This is a genomic window from Halopseudomonas xinjiangensis, from assembly GCF_900104945.1.
GTDB lineage: Bacteria > Pseudomonadota > Gammaproteobacteria > Pseudomonadales > Pseudomonadaceae > Halopseudomonas > Halopseudomonas xinjiangensis.
Genome location: NZ_LT629736.1, coordinates 1,449,163 through 1,465,864 on the forward strand (window position 1 = coordinate 1,449,163; position 16,702 = coordinate 1,465,864).

19 protein-coding genes are annotated in these 16,702 nt (G+C 61.6%); 7 read left to right on the forward strand and 12 right to left on the reverse strand.

Annotated elements, in window-relative coordinates; all coding sequences use genetic code 11:
- Positions 1-22: 22 nt before the first annotated feature.
- Complete coding sequence (locus BLT85_RS06620; protein ID WP_093392412.1) at positions 23-871, reverse strand: MOSC domain-containing protein; 849 nt, start codon at positions 869-871, stop codon at positions 23-25.
- Positions 872-993: 122 nt separating this feature from the next.
- On the opposite strand from BLT85_RS06620, the gene BLT85_RS06625 reads away from it, so the two are divergent.
- Positions 994-1,887, forward strand: a complete 894-nt coding sequence (locus BLT85_RS06625) for a mechanosensitive ion channel domain-containing protein (protein ID WP_093392413.1) — start codon at positions 994-996, stop codon at positions 1,885-1,887.
- A 69-nt stretch (positions 1,888-1,956) separates the two neighbouring features.
- On the opposite strand, the gene BLT85_RS06630 is transcribed toward BLT85_RS06625, so the two are convergent.
- Positions 1,957-3,123, reverse strand: a complete 1,167-nt coding sequence (locus tag BLT85_RS06630; protein WP_093392414.1) for a baeRF3 domain-containing protein — start codon at positions 3,121-3,123, stop codon at positions 1,957-1,959.
- 316 nt (positions 3,124-3,439) lie between these two features.
- Here BLT85_RS06630 and BLT85_RS06635 point away from each other — a divergent pair, with 316 nt between their 5' ends.
- The 3 genes from BLT85_RS06635 (at position 3,440) to BLT85_RS06645 (ending at position 5,720) form a co-directional block, all read left to right on the forward strand.
- Positions 3,440-3,937 (forward strand): DUF4440 domain-containing protein, encoded by a 498-nt coding sequence (locus tag BLT85_RS06635; RefSeq protein WP_093392415.1) that lies wholly within the window; start codon positions 3,440-3,442, stop codon positions 3,935-3,937.
- A gap of 92 nt (positions 3,938-4,029) precedes the next feature.
- Entirely contained in the window at positions 4,030-5,295 is a 1,266-nt protein-coding gene (locus tag BLT85_RS06640) for a mechanosensitive ion channel family protein (protein WP_093392416.1), read from the forward strand.
- Entirely contained in the window at positions 5,295-5,720 is a 426-nt protein-coding gene (locus BLT85_RS06645) for a GFA family protein (RefSeq protein ID WP_093392417.1), read from the forward strand. The genes BLT85_RS06640 and BLT85_RS06645 overlap by 1 nt, the downstream gene beginning before the upstream one ends.
- A gap of 14 nt (positions 5,721-5,734) precedes the next feature.
- Here the strand turns inward: BLT85_RS06645 and BLT85_RS06650 are convergent, their stop codons facing one another.
- Positions 5,735-6,217, reverse strand: a complete 483-nt coding sequence (locus BLT85_RS06650; protein WP_093392418.1) for a hypothetical protein — start codon at positions 6,215-6,217, stop codon at positions 5,735-5,737.
- 220 nt (positions 6,218-6,437) lie between these two features.
- Between BLT85_RS06650 and BLT85_RS06655 the strand changes: the two genes are divergently transcribed.
- Both BLT85_RS06655 and BLT85_RS06660 read left to right on the forward strand, forming a co-directional pair.
- Positions 6,438-7,070 carry an extensin-like domain-containing protein gene (locus BLT85_RS06655; protein WP_231701550.1) on the forward strand — a complete coding sequence of 211 codons (633 nt, stop codon included), beginning with the start codon at positions 6,438-6,440 and terminating at the stop codon, positions 7,068-7,070.
- A gap of 90 nt (positions 7,071-7,160) precedes the next feature.
- On the forward strand, positions 7,161-7,505 hold the full coding sequence (locus BLT85_RS06660) for a zinc ribbon domain-containing protein YjdM (protein WP_093392420.1): 345 nt from the start codon (positions 7,161-7,163) through the stop codon (positions 7,503-7,505).
- Positions 7,506-7,544: 39 nt separating this feature from the next.
- Here BLT85_RS06660 and BLT85_RS06665 read toward each other — a convergent pair whose 3' ends face one another.
- Complete coding sequence (locus tag BLT85_RS06665) at positions 7,545-8,261, reverse strand: YebC/PmpR family DNA-binding transcriptional regulator (RefSeq protein WP_093392421.1); 717 nt, start codon at positions 8,259-8,261, stop codon at positions 7,545-7,547.
- A 306-nt stretch (positions 8,262-8,567) separates the two neighbouring features.
- Here BLT85_RS06665 and BLT85_RS06670 point away from each other — a divergent pair, with 306 nt between their 5' ends.
- The gene (locus BLT85_RS06670; RefSeq protein ID WP_157718142.1) at positions 8,568-9,626 is read left to right on the forward strand and encodes a serine hydrolase; all 1,059 of its coding nucleotides are present in this window, start codon (positions 8,568-8,570) and stop codon (positions 9,624-9,626) included.
- Positions 9,627-9,645: 19 nt separating this feature from the next.
- Here the strand turns inward: BLT85_RS06670 and BLT85_RS06675 are convergent, their stop codons facing one another.
- From BLT85_RS06675 to ureE, 8 genes are all read right to left on the reverse strand, one after another.
- Positions 9,646-10,110: a DUF3429 domain-containing protein gene (locus BLT85_RS06675; RefSeq protein ID WP_093392423.1), complete on the reverse strand. Its 465-nt coding sequence runs from the start codon at positions 10,108-10,110 to the stop codon at positions 9,646-9,648.
- Positions 10,111-10,195: 85 nt separating this feature from the next.
- A complete protein-coding gene (locus tag BLT85_RS06680) occupies positions 10,196-12,208 on the reverse strand; it encodes a transglutaminase TgpA family protein (RefSeq protein WP_093392424.1) in 2,013 nt (670 codons plus the stop codon).
- Positions 12,205-13,194 (reverse strand): DUF58 domain-containing protein, encoded by a 990-nt coding sequence (locus BLT85_RS06685; protein ID WP_093392427.1) that lies wholly within the window; start codon positions 13,192-13,194, stop codon positions 12,205-12,207. The genes BLT85_RS06680 and BLT85_RS06685 overlap by 4 nt, the downstream gene beginning before the upstream one ends.
- Positions 13,164-14,081, reverse strand: coding sequence for an AAA family ATPase (locus BLT85_RS06690; RefSeq protein ID WP_093392430.1), 918 nt, complete (start codon positions 14,079-14,081; stop codon positions 13,164-13,166). Before BLT85_RS06690 ends, BLT85_RS06685 begins: the two co-directional genes overlap by 31 nt.
- 217 nt (positions 14,082-14,298) lie before the next feature.
- On the reverse strand, positions 14,299-14,871 hold the full coding sequence (locus BLT85_RS06695) for a HupE/UreJ family protein (protein WP_093392433.1): 573 nt from the start codon (positions 14,869-14,871) through the stop codon (positions 14,299-14,301).
- Complete coding sequence (gene ureG, locus BLT85_RS06700; RefSeq protein WP_093392436.1) at positions 14,864-15,520, reverse strand: urease accessory protein UreG; 657 nt, start codon at positions 15,518-15,520, stop codon at positions 14,864-14,866. The genes BLT85_RS06695 and ureG overlap by 8 nt, the downstream gene beginning before the upstream one ends.
- An 11-nt stretch (positions 15,521-15,531) precedes the next feature.
- Entirely contained in the window at positions 15,532-16,218 is a 687-nt protein-coding gene (locus BLT85_RS06705; protein ID WP_093392439.1) for an urease accessory protein UreF, read from the reverse strand.
- Complete coding sequence (gene ureE, locus BLT85_RS06710) at positions 16,205-16,696, reverse strand: urease accessory protein UreE (protein WP_093392441.1); 492 nt, start codon at positions 16,694-16,696, stop codon at positions 16,205-16,207. The genes BLT85_RS06705 and ureE overlap by 14 nt, the downstream gene beginning before the upstream one ends.
- Positions 16,697-16,702 lie beyond the last annotated feature (6 nt).

The window sequence follows — 16,702 nt, forward strand, 5'->3', positions numbered from 1 at the left end:
GCCCTGGCGCTGGCCGGCCAGGTTAGCCGACCCAGACCTCAACCCCTGCATGCAACGACCCTGCCTCGGACATGCGCCCGTATACGCCGAGATTTTGATCGGCATGCCTCACAACCGTGCGCAGAACCAGTGTATCCGCCCCGAAATCGCGCTGGGCTCGGGTGATCGCACCGCAGCGCGGCGTGGTTGCGATGCACGTCAGCTTCACCTCGCCCATATGAAGTGTCTGGCCAATCCAATCCTGTTCGGCCAGGCCTTCTTCGCCAGGCAAGGTTTCGATCACAAGGTTAGGTCTGAACCGTCTAGCGTCCCAATCAGCGTTCTGCTGCACGTTTTCCAGATGGGATAGCGTGGCCGTGGTCACGATGTGCACCGGGGCAACCAGGAAGAAGGTTCCAGGGACCGAAACGAAATCGGCTACCGATTGGGGCAGGTTCGAGAAGTCTGGTAGCGGCTCGCCCTGCTCCCGATCAAACGTGGCCTTCAGTTCGTCGAGCCAGCCGATTGCGCCCAACTTGTAGCGGCGAAACCGATCCAGCCCTTCGTTGCTCTGCAGCGCCTCGATCCGGGAAGCATGACCAAGCAACTCGGAGAGTCGCTCCTCAACGCTAGCGTCAGTGCAGCACACCGTCTCTCCATCAGGAAACTCGATACGCGGCGTATCAGAATCAGCCATCGTGCGAGCCGTGCAGCGCAGCAGCTGAGGGCGGAATTTGCAACTTTGTATCTCATCCCGGTTCAGGTCCCGTACCGCCCACCGCCTGTCGCCATACAAGCCCATAGCGTCGAGGCCGCAGGTCTCGACGCGCTCACCACCCATCCCTTTCACCGGATAACGCCAGATTTCCTTGATAATGCCGACCTTGCGCATCGCTGTGTGCCGCCCCTTCGTTGCTGTCCGTCAGTGCTATGCATCATCGATGCCAGCGTTGCGTTGACGTGCTGCGTCGTGCGCAGGATCATGAGCAGCACATACGCGCAGCAGGAATTCAGATGTTTGACAATTTCGTTTGGCCGCCCTCGGTCCAGATACCCGACAGCCTGATGGGGCTTTTGCTCAACTCCCTCATTCTGGTGGTCACCATCGGCATCCTCCGAGCAGTGACGGCCCGATTCATCCGGCGGACAGTTCAGTCTGCCGAGCTTCGAGGGAGGTGGTTGGTCAACTCGCGCAATGGTTTCCTGCTCCTGCTGCTGCTGGGGCTGGTGATCATCTGGGGTGACGAGCTGCGCACGCTTGCACTGTCCATCGTCGCGATCGCGGTGGCCTTCGTCGTTGCTACCAAAGAGCTGATCCTTTGTCTGACCGGATCACTGCTCAAGAGCGGCTCACGCTCGTTCAATCTGGGTGACCGCATTCAGGTGAAGGATTTTCGCGGAGACGTCATCGACCAGAGTTTGCTGGCGACAACGATCCTGGAGGTTGGCCCAGGCAAAACCATGCATCAACGGACCGGACGAGTCATCGTGCTGCCCAATGCGCTCTTCGTCTCCGAGCCGATCGTCAATGAAAGCTTTACCGATGATTATGAGTTCCACGTATTCACCGTGCCGTTCAAGCGGGATGATGATTGGCAGGCTGCACGTCAGGCACTGCTGGACGCCGCGACGCGGCAATGCGAACCCTACCTTGAGCAAGTACGTCGGTACATGAATCGGGTGAGTTCTCAGCGCGGGTTGGCCGTGCCTTCGGTGGATCCACGGGTAACCATCCAGGTCCCTGCGGCGACTGAAATACATTTGGTCGTGCGGCTACCAGCCAGACCGGGGCAACGCAGCGCTCTGGAGCAGACAATACTATCGGAGGTGTTCTCAGCGAGAAGCTACTCCGCAGGCTGCTCCGAGGAAGACGAAGCAATCGATGAGAGCGAAAATGCCACTGAATAGTCGGCATCTCGCCAGACGCTGAGGAAGACCGAGCCGGCGCAACAAGCGCGCCGGCTTTGGTCGGTTCGACTAGAAGCGATAGACCGCGGCGGCGCCGGTCTCGACCGGCATCTGGTCAGCCGGCACGACGATTACTTCCCCGCCGTTCTGCAGCACCCGAGGAATCAGCTGGTCGAGCACGTCATGCGAGCCCTGGTCGGTTGCTGAGCTCATGCGTACCTCGCCGCTTTCCTGATCCAGCTCACCTGGAATCACCCGTTCGGCCTCAACCAGCAGGGTTGAAATGCGACCGGCGACCGCCGCCTGACCAATGTCCTTGACACTGTCCGATGCCAGCCCCTGGCCCTGCGACACGCCGAAGCGGTCGACGATACCATCCAGCCGCTCGCGATACTTCTTCGACATCACCTCCCAGCTCCGCTTGCGCAGTTCTTCAAGATCCAGCGCTGCCGGGTCCAGGTCTATGCCCTCTTCAGTCAGATGCTGGTTGTGCGTGACGGTGCGAAACACCGACTGGTTTTCAGGCAGCGCCACGAGCAGCAGCGGCAGGTTGCTCGGGTTCGAGTAGTATTCGGTGATCGCAGCATCGACCTTACGGAAGAAACGGTCGCGGTCGAGATCGATCTCGTCCTGCTTGCCGCTGCCACCTGCCTCGTGCTGCATCGGGTCCCCGCGCTCGGAAGCCATGCTGTAGCCTCCCGGATTACCGCTCTGCGTCGCCTCGGTCAGATCCGAGCCAAGCGCTTCGTTCTGGTTTCGCGGCACTTCGTCCACCATGTGTACCTCGTCAAGCACATCGCGGTTGCCCTCGAACAAGTGCACATCATCACGGGCCAGACACAGCACCTGGTAGCGGTCGGCCGACTGCGCGACGCGTAGCATCGGCTTCAGGTACGGACGGACGTCCACCGAGGCAATCTCGGGAACGCGGCGTTGCAGGGGGAATACCCGGAAAAAATGCTCGCCTCCCAATACGGCGAGCCCATCGCGCAGATAGACCCAGAAATCCCGGTCGTCCAACAACGTCTCGAATGGCTCCAGCAGGGCGTCGTGATCGGCATCGGGGTGCTGCGCGGCCAGCTTTTCTCGCAGTTCGCGGAGAAGGTTCTTGTAACGGATCGGGTCCTGATCCCGCTCCGGCACGGTTCGGTGGGTCGGCATATACACCGACAGACATATCTGCTCCTCGAGCTTGACCAGATCAGTCAAGGTTTCTCGGGTTATGGGGTCGCTCATGGCAGTCTCCTCGTCAGTCAGTGAAAGACACGCTTCAGCTCCTGCCGTATCCGCGTGGGTTACGCGGCTCCCTTTTTGTTCGTACGTCGGTTCGCGCACTACCGATACATACAGTCAACTCATACAGTTACGACGTGTCTGCCCGCCCCGAGTTCAAGCGAGCCGGGGGAGTGAAGCGCAGCCAAACGGGCACCAGCGGCTCGCAAGCAAGTCGTGTGAATCGCTACACGAAACACGCGGTTATTCGTCGCCAAGTGTGAACAGGGGGCGCGTCCTTCGGTCATCCGCAATGCACAATCAGCCTGCAGGAGTCACCATGAAGAACACCATCGTCGTGTTAATTGGAAGCGCCGTACTCGCCGGCTGCGCGGCACAGAGTCCGTCCGTTCCGCCCTCTGCGCGCAGCGAGCAATGCCAGCCCATCGACGAGAACGGCGTTATGCAACTTTTCGACCGATGGAACCGATCCTTGCTTACCGGTGACCCTGAAAAGGTCGTGGCGAACTATGCAAGGAACTCGATTCTGCTCCCTACTCTGTCAGACAAGCCACGCTTCACTCCGGAAGAAAAGCTCGAATACTTCCAGCACTTCCTGGGCAACCAGCCAAGCGGGGAAATCACGCTGCGAGCGGTCGAGCTCGGCTGTAACACCGTCGTCGACTCTGGGCTGTACACATTCACCTTCGCCCGTACCGGGAGCACTGCCGAGGCGCGCTACACCTACACCTACCGCTGGGATGGCCAGCAGTGGCTGATCACTTCGCATCACTCGTCGCTGATGCCGGAAACATCCGCGCAACAGACAAGTCGCTGATCGGCGGAGCGAATCGGCCAGTACGCAGTCCCACATAGCAACCTTCATCAACACTGCTACCCGTGACGGGTAGCAGCGGGACTGACGAACCGATGACCAGCCGTTTACTGTTGTGCCTGTATCTTCTGCTGTTTTCGGTGACGGCACTTGCCGATACCGGGAGAGCAACCGTCCGACTCGACGCGCGATCACTGTTTCAGGTGGACGCGGAAACACAAGAGGCCGCGCGCGAACGCGCCGACACTATCGAAAGACGCCTCAACCGGTTGCTGGAAAGCCCGGCGAATATCAGTCCGGTGACTATCGCGACCGAGGGTGAGCGCCGCGTGCTCAACGTGGCCGGCCGGCCGGTGGTAGAAATTACCCCAGAGGATGCCGCCGAACATCTGACCGATATCGATCAACTTGCGAGCACCTGGAAACAAACCATAGACGAGGCCCTGCAACGTGGCAGCGAGCGACGCACGTCTGCCTGGCGACGCTTCAGCACCGAAACCCAGGCCAGCGTCCAGACGGCCTTCGCGCGGATGCTGGAGACTGCGGTCACGGTGATCCCCAGGCTTCTGGCAGGCGTCCTAGTCGTATTGCTTTTCTGGGGTATAGCTTCGGCGGTGCGCTGGCTGACACGGCTGGTGTTGCGGCGCCTTACCTCGGACCTGACGGTGGAAAACCTGATCAAACAGATCAGCTACTATTCCATCTGGGCAATCGGCATCATCGTTGCGACCAGCGCGCTGGGATTCGATCCGCAGGCCCTTGCCACCGGCCTCGGCCTGACCGGCGTCGCACTCGGTTTCGCCTTGAAGGACATCCTTTCCAATTTTGTCTCGGGGATTCTCATCCTGCTCATGCGGCCGTTCGAGATAAACGATCAGATCGTAATCGGTCCGACCGAAGGCAGCGTCGAGCGCATCTTGCTTCGCGCAACGCAGATCCGTACCTATGACGGTCGCGCGGTGCTGGTCCCTAACGGGGAGGTCTTCACCTCTCGGGTCACCAACAACACCGAAAGCCCGGTGAGGCGAGGCAGCGTCGCCGTTCCAGTCGGATATGACGCTGACCTCAAGACTGTCGTCGAGACTATACTGGAGGCGGCATTGAAGGCCGAAGGCGTGCTCGCAGACCCGGCACCAGCGGTGAGGATTACCGAACTGAGCAATGCCATGCAGCTGGAGGCACGTTTCTGGACCGATTCGAGGCGCAACGATTTCGTACTGACAGCATCGAACGTTCGCTCGCGCATCGTTGAATCGTTCAAGATCAAGGGCCTCAGCTTGCCCGATCCAGGGGTGCGAGTGCTTGTGCCGCGCCCACCGGATGCGTTCAAACCCGAAACTGGTTACAGGGAACAGGATTGATGTACAACGGACAGTGTCTTTGCGCCAGCGTGCGCTTTCGTATCGAAGGGGAACTCCAGCCTATTCAGGTGTGCCATTGCTCGCAGTGTCGTCGGGCACAGGGCGGGCCCTTCGCAACCAATATCCCCGTTGACGAGGCCAGCTTCGCCCTTCTGGCTGGCTCGGACGTGCTTAGTGAATACGAGTCGTCGCCCGGCAAGTACAGGGTATTCTGCCGTACGTGCGGTTCACCGGTGTTCAGCAAAAAAAATGCCCTTCCAGGCGTTCTACGTGTTCGCGCGGGTCTGATCAGCGAACCGCTCGAAACACGGGCGATCGGTCACTTCTTTTTTGGGTCCAAAGCGAACTGGTGGCCCATCGAAGACGGTCTTCCGAGATTCGACGGGCCCTACAAGCCCAAGTCGGCCAGCCCGAGCGAGCGCTAGGGCCAGCCAGGCGGTCATTCGCCGCCAGTTTTTCCTTCCTCGTTCTGGTCGGCCGGGAAATCACGATCGACCGTTGGAGCAGGCTCCAGCGGCTCGGTCTCATCCCCGTCCCAGCGTTTGCCATCGAGTGGATCCACTCGACCGAGCTCCGCCTCGTCCAGGCCACCCCGGGCTCCGATTTCGTCAATGCTCGCCTCGGAGAGCTGACGATCGGTAGGTTCGCCAGCGCCAGGCTCGTTGGGCGAGCGGGCTCCATCATCGGGAAGGATAGTTTCGGGAGTCACGTCATCCATCGTCGGCCCGCCACCCGGGAACGAGGCCTCGGTCAGGCCCGCCTCGTTGACACGCTCCGGCGGCAAACCCTGTTCGGACGGCTGCTCACCGACTGGTCCCATCACCCCTTCGTCAGGAAATTCCAGTTCGTCGACCTCGGCGGCCACTTCGCTCGGGTCGATCTTGCGTTCAGAGGCCGGGCGGTCATCGCGTTGTCGGTTCATATAGCGTCTCCTGTCAGTGTCTGTTCAGTTGACGGCCAGCCCGGTTGAAAATTCCCCGGCATTTTTTGCTGGGCTGGTAGTCAACAGGCCTAGCGAAACGCGCAGGTGACCGATGGAAGCGAACAGGCAACGATGGAAGGCATTCGGGTGGTTCACGTTGAGGCTGTCAGCCTTCGCATTATTTTGCGCGGCTGTTTATTTCTCCGAGCCCTGGCGGGCCGTGCCAGCCCACTGGAACCCATGGCATCCGCTGTCGTTGGACGATCCGATGAGCCCGGTGACCAACTGGAAGCTGGCGCAGCTCAAGAACGATCCCGCAGCGTGTCTCGATGTCCTTCAATCAGCCGACGCTGAAATGCTGGATTACCTTCCGCTAGACGATTACACACCTGTAACCGGTTGCCCATTGAGCAACGTGGTGCGGATTCGCCGCAGCAATGTTGCGTTCAATGCACCATTCACGGTCACTTGCCCGCTCGCAGTGCGCTGGGTCATGTTCGAGAGCCAGCAATTGCAACCATTGGCGCTCGGGCACTTCGGCACTCGCGTCGCACGCATCGAGCATTTTGGCAGTTTCGCCTGCCGCAATATCTATCACCGGGCCAGTGGAAGGCGCAGCCAGCACGCGACCGCCTCGGCCTTCGACATCGCCGCCTTTCGACTCGATGATGGGACCGAGGCCAACGTGCTGCGTCACTGGGATGACGAAGACGCACCGGCACGTGCTGCATTTCTTCGCGACGTGCATGACGCCGCATGCGGCTACTTCGGGACCGTACTGGGGCCGGATTACAACCAGCCGCATGCAAATCATTTCCACGTGGATACCAGCGGGATGGGGTTTTGCCGATAGAGCGTGCATGGACGTACCGGCGTACGATCTGGCACCATTCCCGGCCTTCAGTCGCCCATGACGGGCGACGTACAGCGACCAAGGATTCTAATGAGCACCCTGCCACCCTGCCCCGCCTGCCATTCCGAATTCACTTATGAGGATGGCGCCAACCTGGTGTGCCCGGAATGCGCCCATGAATGGTCTGCAGCAGACGCCAGCGCCGAAAAAACCGAAGAAGATGCCGTTATCAAGGATGCGAACGGCACGCCGCTCACGGACGGTGATTCGGTTACCGTGATCAAGGATCTGAAGGTCAAGGGTTCATCGTTGGTGGTGAAGGTCGGCACCAAGGTGAAGAACATCCGCCTGGTCGGCGGCGACCATGACATTGATTGCCGGATCGATGGCATCGGCGCGATGAAATTGAAATCGGAATTCGTACGAAAGGCGTAGCGCCCGTGAGCACGCCCGCACCAGGCGGGCGTGTGTCGGTCAGACTTCGGCGTTGTGATACACGTTCTGCACGTCGTCGACGTCGTTGAGCATGTCCAACAGCTTGTCCAGCATGTCGACATCTTCCCCGCTTATGGCGGTCATGGTCTGCGGCAGGAACTGCACTTCATCGACCGCAAAATCAACGTCGCCGAAGGTATCGGTCAGAGCCTGCTTGGCTTTGGCATATTCGGTATGCGGCGTGAAGACCGTGATCGTACCGTTCTCGTTTTCGATGTCGGTGACGTCAACGTCCGCCATCATCAACGCCTCGAGCACTGCCTCTTCATCATCGCCGGTAAAGGCCAGGATCGCGCAATGGTCGAACATGTGGCTGACACTGCCGGCTACGCCGAGCTTGCATTTGGTTTTGGTGAAACAGTGGCGCACATCGGCGATGGTGCGGTTCGGGTTGTCCGTCAGACAATCGACGATGACCATGCAGTTGCCCGGTCCGAAGCCCTCATAGCGCGCCAGTGCAAAATCTTCCCCGCCGCCGCCCTTGGCTTTGTCGATGGCCTTATCGATGACGTGAGCAGGCACCTGGTCCTTCTTCGCCCGTTCTATGAGACCGCGTAACGTCAGGTTGCCGGTAGGATCCACGCCCCCGGACTTGGCGCTCACATAGATCTCCCGAGCGTACTTGCTGTACAGCTTGGTCTTGGCGTCAGCCGTCTTGGCCATGGATTCTTTGCGGTTCTGGTAGGCGCGTCCCATGAGTACATCCCAGTGAATTCGGAAAGCCGCCGATTCTACCCGCACTCGGGCGGCATATCCACGTCTCATCGGGCTCGCTTCGCCTACAACCCGCGCGTCATGCGGGCTTTACAAAAGCGCAGCAGATTCCGGAGCGAACTTTGCCAGCGCTTCGCTGCCATAATCTAGGAACCCTGACCGCTGCCAACTATCCGCAGCGGCCTGCTACGGGGCAGGAATGTCTGTCGTATGACCGTTCGAAGTGAGATGCGGCGAAGCCCTGGCGCTGTTCGACCCCAGCGAATCCAACGATCGGATGGACACACCATGAGACGCGCACTGCTCACCACCACCCTCACCTTGTTACCATGCATCGCTCTGGCCGCCACCGACTGGCAGAAGTCCCTGCAGGATGAAATAACCCGGATCGACAACTATTTCCCGGGAGAAGTGGGCCTGTACGTCCAGCGGCTTGGCGATGGCGCCTCGCTCTCCTGGCATGCGAATGAGAGCTGGCATCTCGGCTCCCTCATGAGCGTGCCGATTGCCGTCGAAGTCTTCGACCGTATCGATAAGCGCGAGTTGAGCCTGAGCGATACGGTGGAACTTGAAGAAGCGCGCATCGTCGATGGCCCGGGGGAAACCAGCCAGCACCAGCCGGGCACCTCGCTGAGCATCGGCTATCTCCTGGAACAGATGCTCGGAACCGGCGACCAGACCGCTGCAGACGTGCTTATCGGTGTCGTCGGCCTCGACGCGGTGAATCAACGCGCCCAGCAGCTCCTTCCGCCTGGCAGCGATTATGAACAGCTGGGTCCGATCACGCGGCCGCTGGAAATGCACCGCAACGTATTCGGCATCATGCATCGAGGTGCCTTCGATCTTACTGCTACGGATTTTCTGGAGATACGCAAGGCCGGAGACGCGGATGCGCAGGTCGAAGCTTTCCAGCAGCGGCTGGGTATCGGCGAGCAGGATCTGAAGGTGCCGGATCTTACCAGCGCCTACGCCCTGTACTACGCCACGCCCATCAATTCTGGTCAGCTCGACAGCTTCGCCGGCGTGTTGGCCACGGTGCAATCGGGCCAAGCCTTATCTCCGGAGAGTACCGAGGCCCTGCTGACGATGATGCGTCTCGGACATGGTCGACTGGGCAGCAGCCTCCCTGACTCGGCGAGCTATGCACATTTGCGTAGCGACCTCCCTCGACGGGTATGCGATGCTGGCGTCATTTCGACCGGCATGCTCGGAGGCGACACCGAGCAGGACGGCGTGATCGTCGCCGCCTGCACGCGCGGCGCGGCTTCGGCCGAGGAAGCGGGTCAGGCATTGAGCGAAATAGGCAAGGCGGTAGCCCAGTCGGGTATCCTGAGGACCGCCGAGTAGCGGCGCGGCGGCGCTCGGTTCAGAAGCCCTGGACCGTGCTAAGCCAGGCGATGCCCAGACAGGTCACCACCACGATGCTGAGCGGTTTGCGTAGCGAGGGATACCACACTGGCGCGAGCCCGTGACGAACTGCCCATATGTCGGCGAAGTATAGTGCCGCGAACGCCACGAAAATGACCGGAAGCCCGAAATCGACCGGCAGGCTGAGCGCGACCCAGCCAAGCAGCGGCGGAATGATCGACAGGCCGAGCTGCACTGGGGCCTTCTCGCTACGCTCATCGGCGCGCATCGCCAGGCCCCAGTGAATTGCACCCATGAAGGCCAGGACGATGGCAGCGTAAGCCATCAGCTCCTCCAGCACGCGTTCACGCCAAGCCTCGGGCGTGACCCACATGCCAAGCGCCCCCGTGACAAAGGGAACCAGGCCGGCCAGGCCGAGACCTACGGCCAGCCGAGGCGGCCGTGTCGCGCTGAAGGGATGCATGCTTGCTCCGCTAGACGTGAGGAGGATCGTGTATCGGTTGCGGATCATTATAGGTCTGGCGGCTTCGCCGGCAAGCATTGATCCGCTATCGGCTGTTGGCGACCGCCTGTGTGCGTCTTGGAATCGCACGTAGCAGTCGCTTGAGACGGCGTTCAAAGTCTCGCCATTGCCTACGCCCGCCCGCTCCCGCTGCACCCGCATAGGTGAGCCGAACGTACTCGTCGAAGAAAGCAGCCAATTCATCGCGTTGCCGAGGTAGCGCCTCCGACAGTCGCGCCTCCCAGGCTCGGGGCCCTTCAGCCTTGTCGGCCTGCAGTCCGATCCGCGCCAGGCGCCGGTTAAGCCGGAGCCACGCCTCGCGACGAGGGTCGCGGCGGTGCCGTTGCGGGCGCAGCGTCCACAGCGCGAGCGGTATCATCACCAGCAGCATCGCAACCAGCGCATAGATGCCGATGCGCTGCCAGTCCGTGGTACCCAGCCAGCGCTTGAAAAATTCCAGCTGTCGCTCGCTTTCGTAACCGAGCACTTTCAGCTGCCATTGATAGTTCACATCATCCCAGGTCAGCCGGATGTCGTTGACCCAGCCGATGTTACGGTAACGGGCGCTGGCAAGCGGTGCGTTCTCGAGAAAGGTCCCCTCGTCCATGATCGCGTCCTGGATCCCCTGCTCGATGCGCTCGGGAGCAACCTGAAAGGTTGGGTCGACCGATATCCAGCCTTCGCCAGGTATCCAGGCTTCTACCCAGGCATGCGCGTCAAACTGGTGCACCAGTACATAGTTGCCGCGCGGGTTGACCTCGCCACCCTGATAACCGGCCACGATGCGCGCGGGGATGCCTGCAGCACGCAGCACGAACGCCATGGCTCCGGCGAAGTGCGCGCAGAAACCGCGTCTTTTATCGAACAGAAACTCGTCGTTGGTATGTCGGCCCAACCGATCGGGGCGAAGCGTGTAGTGATAGGGTTCACGGTTGAAATGCGCCAGCACCGCCTGAACCAGTTCCAGATCATCCGGGTACTGTTCGCGCAGTGACGCAGCCCAGGCCCTCGTCCTCGGGTCCGACCCCTCGGGCAGGCCGGTGTACACCCGGCGCTGCAGCGGATCCAGCCGTTGCGGATCCAGCCGACTTTGGCGCCACGACGTGGCGGCATAGAACAGCGTCTGGCTGATCGGTCGGCGCGCCTGGAGCATGAAGTCGCGGGTCAACACCAGGCGATCGTCGAGGCTGGTAGCGCCGCGGAGGCTGAATGCCCAGGCCTGTCCGGTCGGAGGAATCATCACCTGGTAGGTAATCGGCTCGCCCGCGGCTTCCCAGGGTGGGACCGGCCCACTGGAGGCGAAGCCCGAGTGGCTCCAGCTACGCCCGTCGAAATGGCCGAGCGTCAGTGCCCTCCAGTAAAGCTGTGGGTGCGGTGGGATCTCGCCGATGAAGCTGGCGCGAAACGCCAGATTGCCGGAGCGCGCCACTTCCGCTACGTCCCCCGGCGCCATGCTTTCGGCTAATCCGATTCGGTCCTGCCCGGGCGTATTCACCGCCCACAACGGCCCGACTCGCGGAAAAACCAGGAACAACACGAGCATCAGCGGGATCGCCTGCAGCAACATCACCGCGCCGGTGCGAAACGCGCGTGCCGGGTCGTTGCGCGCGGGTGTCTGTTGCAGGCCGACCAATGCGGCGACCAGCACCAGAAGCGAGAAGCACTGATATAGCGCAAGTACGATCCCTTGGTCGAACAGGAACGCGGTCGCGACAATGAAGAATCCCAGATAGATCACCACCAGGGCGTCGCGCGGCGTGCGCATCTCCAGTAGCTTGAGCATGAACAGCAACAGCAGCAGCATCACCGCCGCGTCCAACCCGATCAGTGTCCCCTGTGCAGAGAACACACCCGCACACGTGGTGACCAGCGCCAGTACCTTTATCAACTTGCCTGGATAGTTCCAGCGCATGCGTTGAATCTGTACCCGCCACAGAGCACAGACCAGCCAGAGAACAGCGACCCATATCGGCAGACGCGGCAGATGCGGCGCCAGCACCACCACTTGCGCTGTGAGGAGCCACACCAGACTGTTACGGGGAATCAGCGCGGCGCTCATGTACCCTCCTGGTATAACGCCACCGCTCTGAGGCAGGCGTCGCGGTGGGCCTCGCCCCGACCCGGTTCAACGCGCGTGCCGCCGAGTATCAGCCCGAAAGGCTGCCCCGCCTGATCGAGCTGCAAGATCCAACCGGTCAGGCAGCCCAGCCGGCCTTCCAGGTCCATGGCCGGCGCATCGTCGAGACTGAGCCACAGACTGCTATGGGATGGCTCGGCAAAAACCTTGCTGTGCAACCCCTGGCCACGGGACCAGGCGCGCCAGTCGAGACGGCGCTTGGAGTCGCCCGGCTGGTAGTCGCGGAGACCCTGGAAATCCTCGACGCCCTCACCACGCGGCTGCTCACCTTCACCTTCGCGGTTACGACTCTGTTTCGGCAGTTCGGCCTCGACCGGTCTGGGATAGACGAGCACCTGCCAGTTCAGGTCCACCAGGCTCCACGCCACGAACCAGCCAAGCGGGTACCGGGTCTCTACGCGCAGGCGGCCGGGGCTGAACCAGCCCCGACGATGGGTGGGGTGAAACAAGGTGGCATCGATCTCGCCATTGCCCGGCACATCGATGCGCTGCGCTGGCGTACCGCGCCAGCGGAGACTGATCGACTGGTGTTCGCGCCGTCCGCCGCGCAACTTCAATTCAAAGGGCGCGGCCTCGCCAGCGAAAACGGAGCGGCTGCCGCTGCTCTGCAACTGCAGACTGGCGAGGTTGCGGTACGTATGGTGTAGGGCTACCCAGAACAGGCTGCCCAGGGTGAACGTGACCGCATAGACCAGGCTGTTCTGATAGTTGATCGCACCCAGCAGCATGATCAGCAGCAACAGCAACATGCCGAGTCCGGCTCGACTGGGTAAAATGAAGATACGTCGATGATCGAGCCGCACCTGGCTCGCCGCCGGGATCCGCCGGTTCAACCAGCGGGCGAATGCGCCACGCGGGCGCGCAGACGAACGCGCCGTCACACTGCCGATACCTCGTTGAGCAGCCATTGCGCCAACCCTTCGCCGCCGTGGCCGGCTGGATCCTCACTGGCGCGCAACCTATGACTGACCACGGCCGGTAGCACCGCCTGTACATCCTCGGGAATGACATAGCTACGGTGCTGCAGCATGGCCCAGGCGCGAGAGGCTGCCAGCAGACCGAGGCTTGCACGGGGCGAGAGCCCCCAGGCACAGACCTGCCCCTCCCGCGTACGGTTAACCAGCCTGAGGATGTAATCGATGATTGCATCGGTCGCCGTAATGTCCGGGACCATCGCCTGAAGCGCGTGCAGTTGATCGCGGGTCAACGCCGGTTCGATTCTGTCCAGGCGAACGCGTCGCGCGTCCCCCTGCAGCAGGCTCTTCTCCGCTACCTCGGAAGGATAGCCGAGCGATAGGCGCATCAGAAAACGGTCGAGTTGCGACTCTGGAAGTACGTAGGTGCCGCTCTGCGAGACCGGGTTCTGGGTCGCGATGACGAAGAATGGATCCGGCAAGGCGCGGGTCGCGCCGTCGACGGTAACCTGCCCTTCCTCCATCGCCTCGAGCAATGCGCTCTGGCTTTTGGGCGTGGCGCGGTTGATTTCGTCGGCAAGAATCAGTTCGGCAAAGACCGGGCCGGGGTGGAACTCGAATTGGGCAGTATCCCGGTTGAATACCGATGTACCCAATATGTCGCCTGGCAGCAGATCGCTAGTGAACTGAATGCGCTGATGACTCAGGCCCAGAACTCGCGCCAGCGCCTGAGACAGCGTTGTCTTGCCCATGCCGGGCAAGTCCTCTAGAAGCAAATGGCCCTTGGCGAGTAGGCAGGCCACCGCGAGTCGTACCGTGTGCCGCTTTCCGAAAAGAACCTGATCGACCGCTTCCACCGCACGATCCAGTGCATCCCTCATGTACACCTCTTTTTATGCCGTCCTGGAACTATGACCATACCCGTTCCGCTTGGTGCAGCGAAAAACAAAAAGCGAAAGCGAGGGACATGACAGAGTACATCTGAGTGCGGAAGATCGGACCGATCGGCAGATTGGGCGCCGAACAAGAGGAAGGCATCTTCGCCGTCAGACCATCACAGTCTAAACGGCGAAGAGCGAGGCGGCGAGCGCGTAGCATTCAGCCTAGCGCGAGCCCTACCCCAGCCAGAGCGATGCCGGCGCCGATAAGCCGGGCCAGCCCAGCCGTACGCCGGCTCCCCAGTCCCGCGCCTGCGAGGTGAAGCACTGCGGTACTGAGAGCGAAGCCCAGCATGTACCCCAACATGCCCGCATCAACAGGCATTTCGGTGCCATGTGCTACGCCATGCACCACGGCAAAGGTAGAGACCAGCACTGCACCGGGCAGCAGCGCCACGCGGCGCGCCCAGAGCAGCAACATACCCAATGCCATTACCGAGGCCACGATGCCCTGCTCGACGCCCGGAATAGCCACACCGGCGAGCCCTGCCCCGGCGCCAATCAGCATGAATACCACGAACAATAACGGCAGCGCCCACCGCGCACGCCCGCCAAGCTGAGCGCCCCACAGGCCTACCGCCAACATCGCAAGAAGATGATCCAGCCCGGCGAACGGATGCGCCAGCCCCGAAGCCAGGCCACCCAGGTCGCCATGGCCTGAATGAGCCTGCGCCAGCGCTGGAGCACCCAGCAGGACAGCAAGAACAATGGAACGAGATAGCACATTATTCATGCTCAGACTCCTGTGTCGCAGTGGTCGGCGCGGGCAAGGCGTGCAACATGCCCTGACTGACAAGGAAGGCGATGATGTCGTCGACACCCGCCCCGCTTTTCAGATTGGAAAACACGAATGGCCGTTCGCCGCGCATCTTCTTCGCGTCGCGGTCCATGACGCCAAGGTCGGCCCCCACCAGCGGGGCCAGGTCGGTCTTGTTGATGATCAGCAGGTCGGAACGGGTGATGCCCGGCCCGCCCTTGCGCGGAATCTTGTCACCGGCGGAAACATCGATCACATAGAGGGTGAGATCGGAAAGCTCGGGGCTGAACGTCGCGGCCAGATTGTCCCCGCCGCTCTCAACGAAGATCAGCTCCATGCCCGGGAAACGCTCCTGCAATTCGGCTACGGCGGCAAGGTTCATCGAAGCATCTTCGCGTATTGCCGTATGCGGGCAGCCACCGGTTTCCACCCCAAGAATCCGGTCGGCCGGCAGCGCCTCGTGGCGCAACAGAAAGTCGGCATCCTCCCGCGTGTAGATATCGTTGGTGATGACCGCGAGGTCGTAATGCGGGTACAGGCGCTCGCACAGTATGCGAACCAGGGCCGTCTTGCCCGAGCCGACCGGCCCGCCGATCCCTACGCGCAGAGCGGGTTTGCTACTCATGGTATTGCTCCTCATGACCGAAACAGTCTTGTGTATTGGTTTTCATGCCGGGCGCTGGCAAATGCCAGACCGGGGAGACCGGCACCCAGATCGTCGTCTTCGAGTAATGCCGCGGCGTCCACCACCGCAGGCAGGCAGGGCAACAGCCGGTCGAGCAAACGTTGCGCGTCGGTCTGCCCCAGCGGAATCAGCTTGGTCGCGGCACCGGTCTGGTTTTCCAACCAGCTCCACAACACACCAAGCGCCAGCTGCCGGCTTCCGGTCTGCCAATACCAGCCAGCCATGGCAAACGCCGTTGCCAGCGCTATTGGCTCGCCCTTGGGCCAGTCCAGGGCGACCGGCAATTCCAGGGAGCACAACAGACGCAGCAATGCACCGCCCTGCTGGCTGTCTTCCAGATACAGCTCGGCCGTTTCGCGACTGGCCAGCAGCCAGTCGTTCCATCGCGCCAGCGCATCGGTGTCGCCCTGTTCCAATGCGGTGTACTGGCGCAGCAACAGCGGTACGTCGAGCCGGGCCAACCCCTGGGACGCCAGACCCTCGAGCCAGTCGGCGGCCGAGTCGAGATCGCTCACCCAACCTTGCTCAATGACGTATTCCAACCCTTGCGAATAGGCGTAGCCGCCGATCGGCAAGGCCGGGCTGGCCAGCTGCAGGACGCGCAGCAACGCGTTATCGGACGTTTCAATGGCTGGCATGCGTATGCCCGTTGAGACGCAGCAAGGGTGCTGCCGGGGTAGCTACGCTGTGTGTATGCCCGTGATAAGCGCCAGGCTCTGGGTTGAACGGTGCGACGATGTCTTCCACATCCAGCCCCAGGCCCTTGAGCATGCCTTCCAGTACGTGGTCGCGCTGATAGCGCAGCTGACCGGGCTGGACTTCCAGCGCAACATGCCGGTTGCCCAGGTGATAGGCGGCCCGCGCCAACAGCAGCGTGTCGTCGCACAGCACGCGAGACAGCGGCTCGGGTTCGGCGTGGATGACCACGACCGTATCGTCGTTGGCGAGCAGCCGGTCGCCGTGCTGCAAGACGCGCCCGCGCGGCAAAAAAAGACCTACCTCGACGCCCTCGCGTGTGCGCGTACGCAACCGGCTACGGGTGCGTAGTTCATAAGTCAGCTCCAGCTCATGGTGCGCCGGTCCCGGCCCGTCCAGCCATTGATGACATTCGAGCATGAGCTC

What these genes read in the sequence shown, in the direction of transcription:
- BLT85_RS06680 (WP_093392424.1), bottom strand. Translation starts at nt 12,208, where the DNA reads ATGAGCGCCGCGCTGATTCCCCGTAACAGTCTGGTGTGGCTCCTCACA.
- ureG (WP_093392436.1), bottom strand. Translation starts at nt 15,520, where the DNA reads ATGAGTAGCAAACCCGCTCTGCGCGTAGGGATCGGCGGGCCGGTCGGC.
- BLT85_RS06640 (WP_093392416.1), top strand. Translation starts at nt 4,030, where the DNA reads ATGACCAGCCGTTTACTGTTGTGCCTGTATCTTCTGCTGTTTTCGGTG.
- BLT85_RS06690 (WP_093392430.1), bottom strand. Translation starts at nt 14,081, where the DNA reads ATGAGGGATGCACTGGATCGTGCGGTGGAAGCGGTCGATCAGGTTCTT.
- BLT85_RS06675 (WP_093392423.1), bottom strand. Translation starts at nt 10,110, where the DNA reads ATGCATCCCTTCAGCGCGACACGGCCGCCTCGGCTGGCCGTAGGTCTC.
- BLT85_RS06620 (WP_093392412.1), bottom strand. Translation starts at nt 871, where the DNA reads ATGCGCAAGGTCGGCATTATCAAGGAAATCTGGCGTTATCCGGTGAAA.
- BLT85_RS06670 (WP_157718142.1), top strand. Translation starts at nt 8,568, where the DNA reads ATGAGACGCGCACTGCTCACCACCACCCTCACCTTGTTACCATGCATC.
- BLT85_RS06705 (WP_093392439.1), bottom strand. Translation starts at nt 16,218, where the DNA reads ATGCCAGCCATTGAAACGTCCGATAACGCGTTGCTGCGCGTCCTGCAG.
- BLT85_RS06630 (WP_093392414.1), bottom strand. Translation starts at nt 3,123, where the DNA reads ATGAGCGACCCCATAACCCGAGAAACCTTGACTGATCTGGTCAAGCTC.
- BLT85_RS06660 (WP_093392420.1), top strand. Translation starts at nt 7,161, where the DNA reads ATGAGCACCCTGCCACCCTGCCCCGCCTGCCATTCCGAATTCACTTAT.
- ureE (WP_093392441.1), bottom strand. Translation starts at nt 16,696, where the DNA reads ATGCTCGAATGTCATCAATGGCTGGACGGGCCGGGACCGGCGCACCAT.
- BLT85_RS06685 (WP_093392427.1), bottom strand. Translation starts at nt 13,194, where the DNA reads ATGGCTGCTCAACGAGGTATCGGCAGTGTGACGGCGCGTTCGTCTGCG.
- BLT85_RS06645 (WP_093392417.1), top strand. Translation starts at nt 5,295, where the DNA reads ATGTACAACGGACAGTGTCTTTGCGCCAGCGTGCGCTTTCGTATCGAA.
- BLT85_RS06650 (WP_093392418.1), bottom strand. Translation starts at nt 6,217, where the DNA reads ATGAACCGACAACGCGATGACCGCCCGGCCTCTGAACGCAAGATCGAC.
- BLT85_RS06665 (WP_093392421.1), bottom strand. Translation starts at nt 8,261, where the DNA reads ATGGGACGCGCCTACCAGAACCGCAAAGAATCCATGGCCAAGACGGCT.
- BLT85_RS06625 (WP_093392413.1), top strand. Translation starts at nt 994, where the DNA reads ATGTTTGACAATTTCGTTTGGCCGCCCTCGGTCCAGATACCCGACAGC.
- BLT85_RS06635 (WP_093392415.1), top strand. Translation starts at nt 3,440, where the DNA reads ATGAAGAACACCATCGTCGTGTTAATTGGAAGCGCCGTACTCGCCGGC.
- BLT85_RS06695 (WP_093392433.1), bottom strand. Translation starts at nt 14,871, where the DNA reads ATGAATAATGTGCTATCTCGTTCCATTGTTCTTGCTGTCCTGCTGGGT.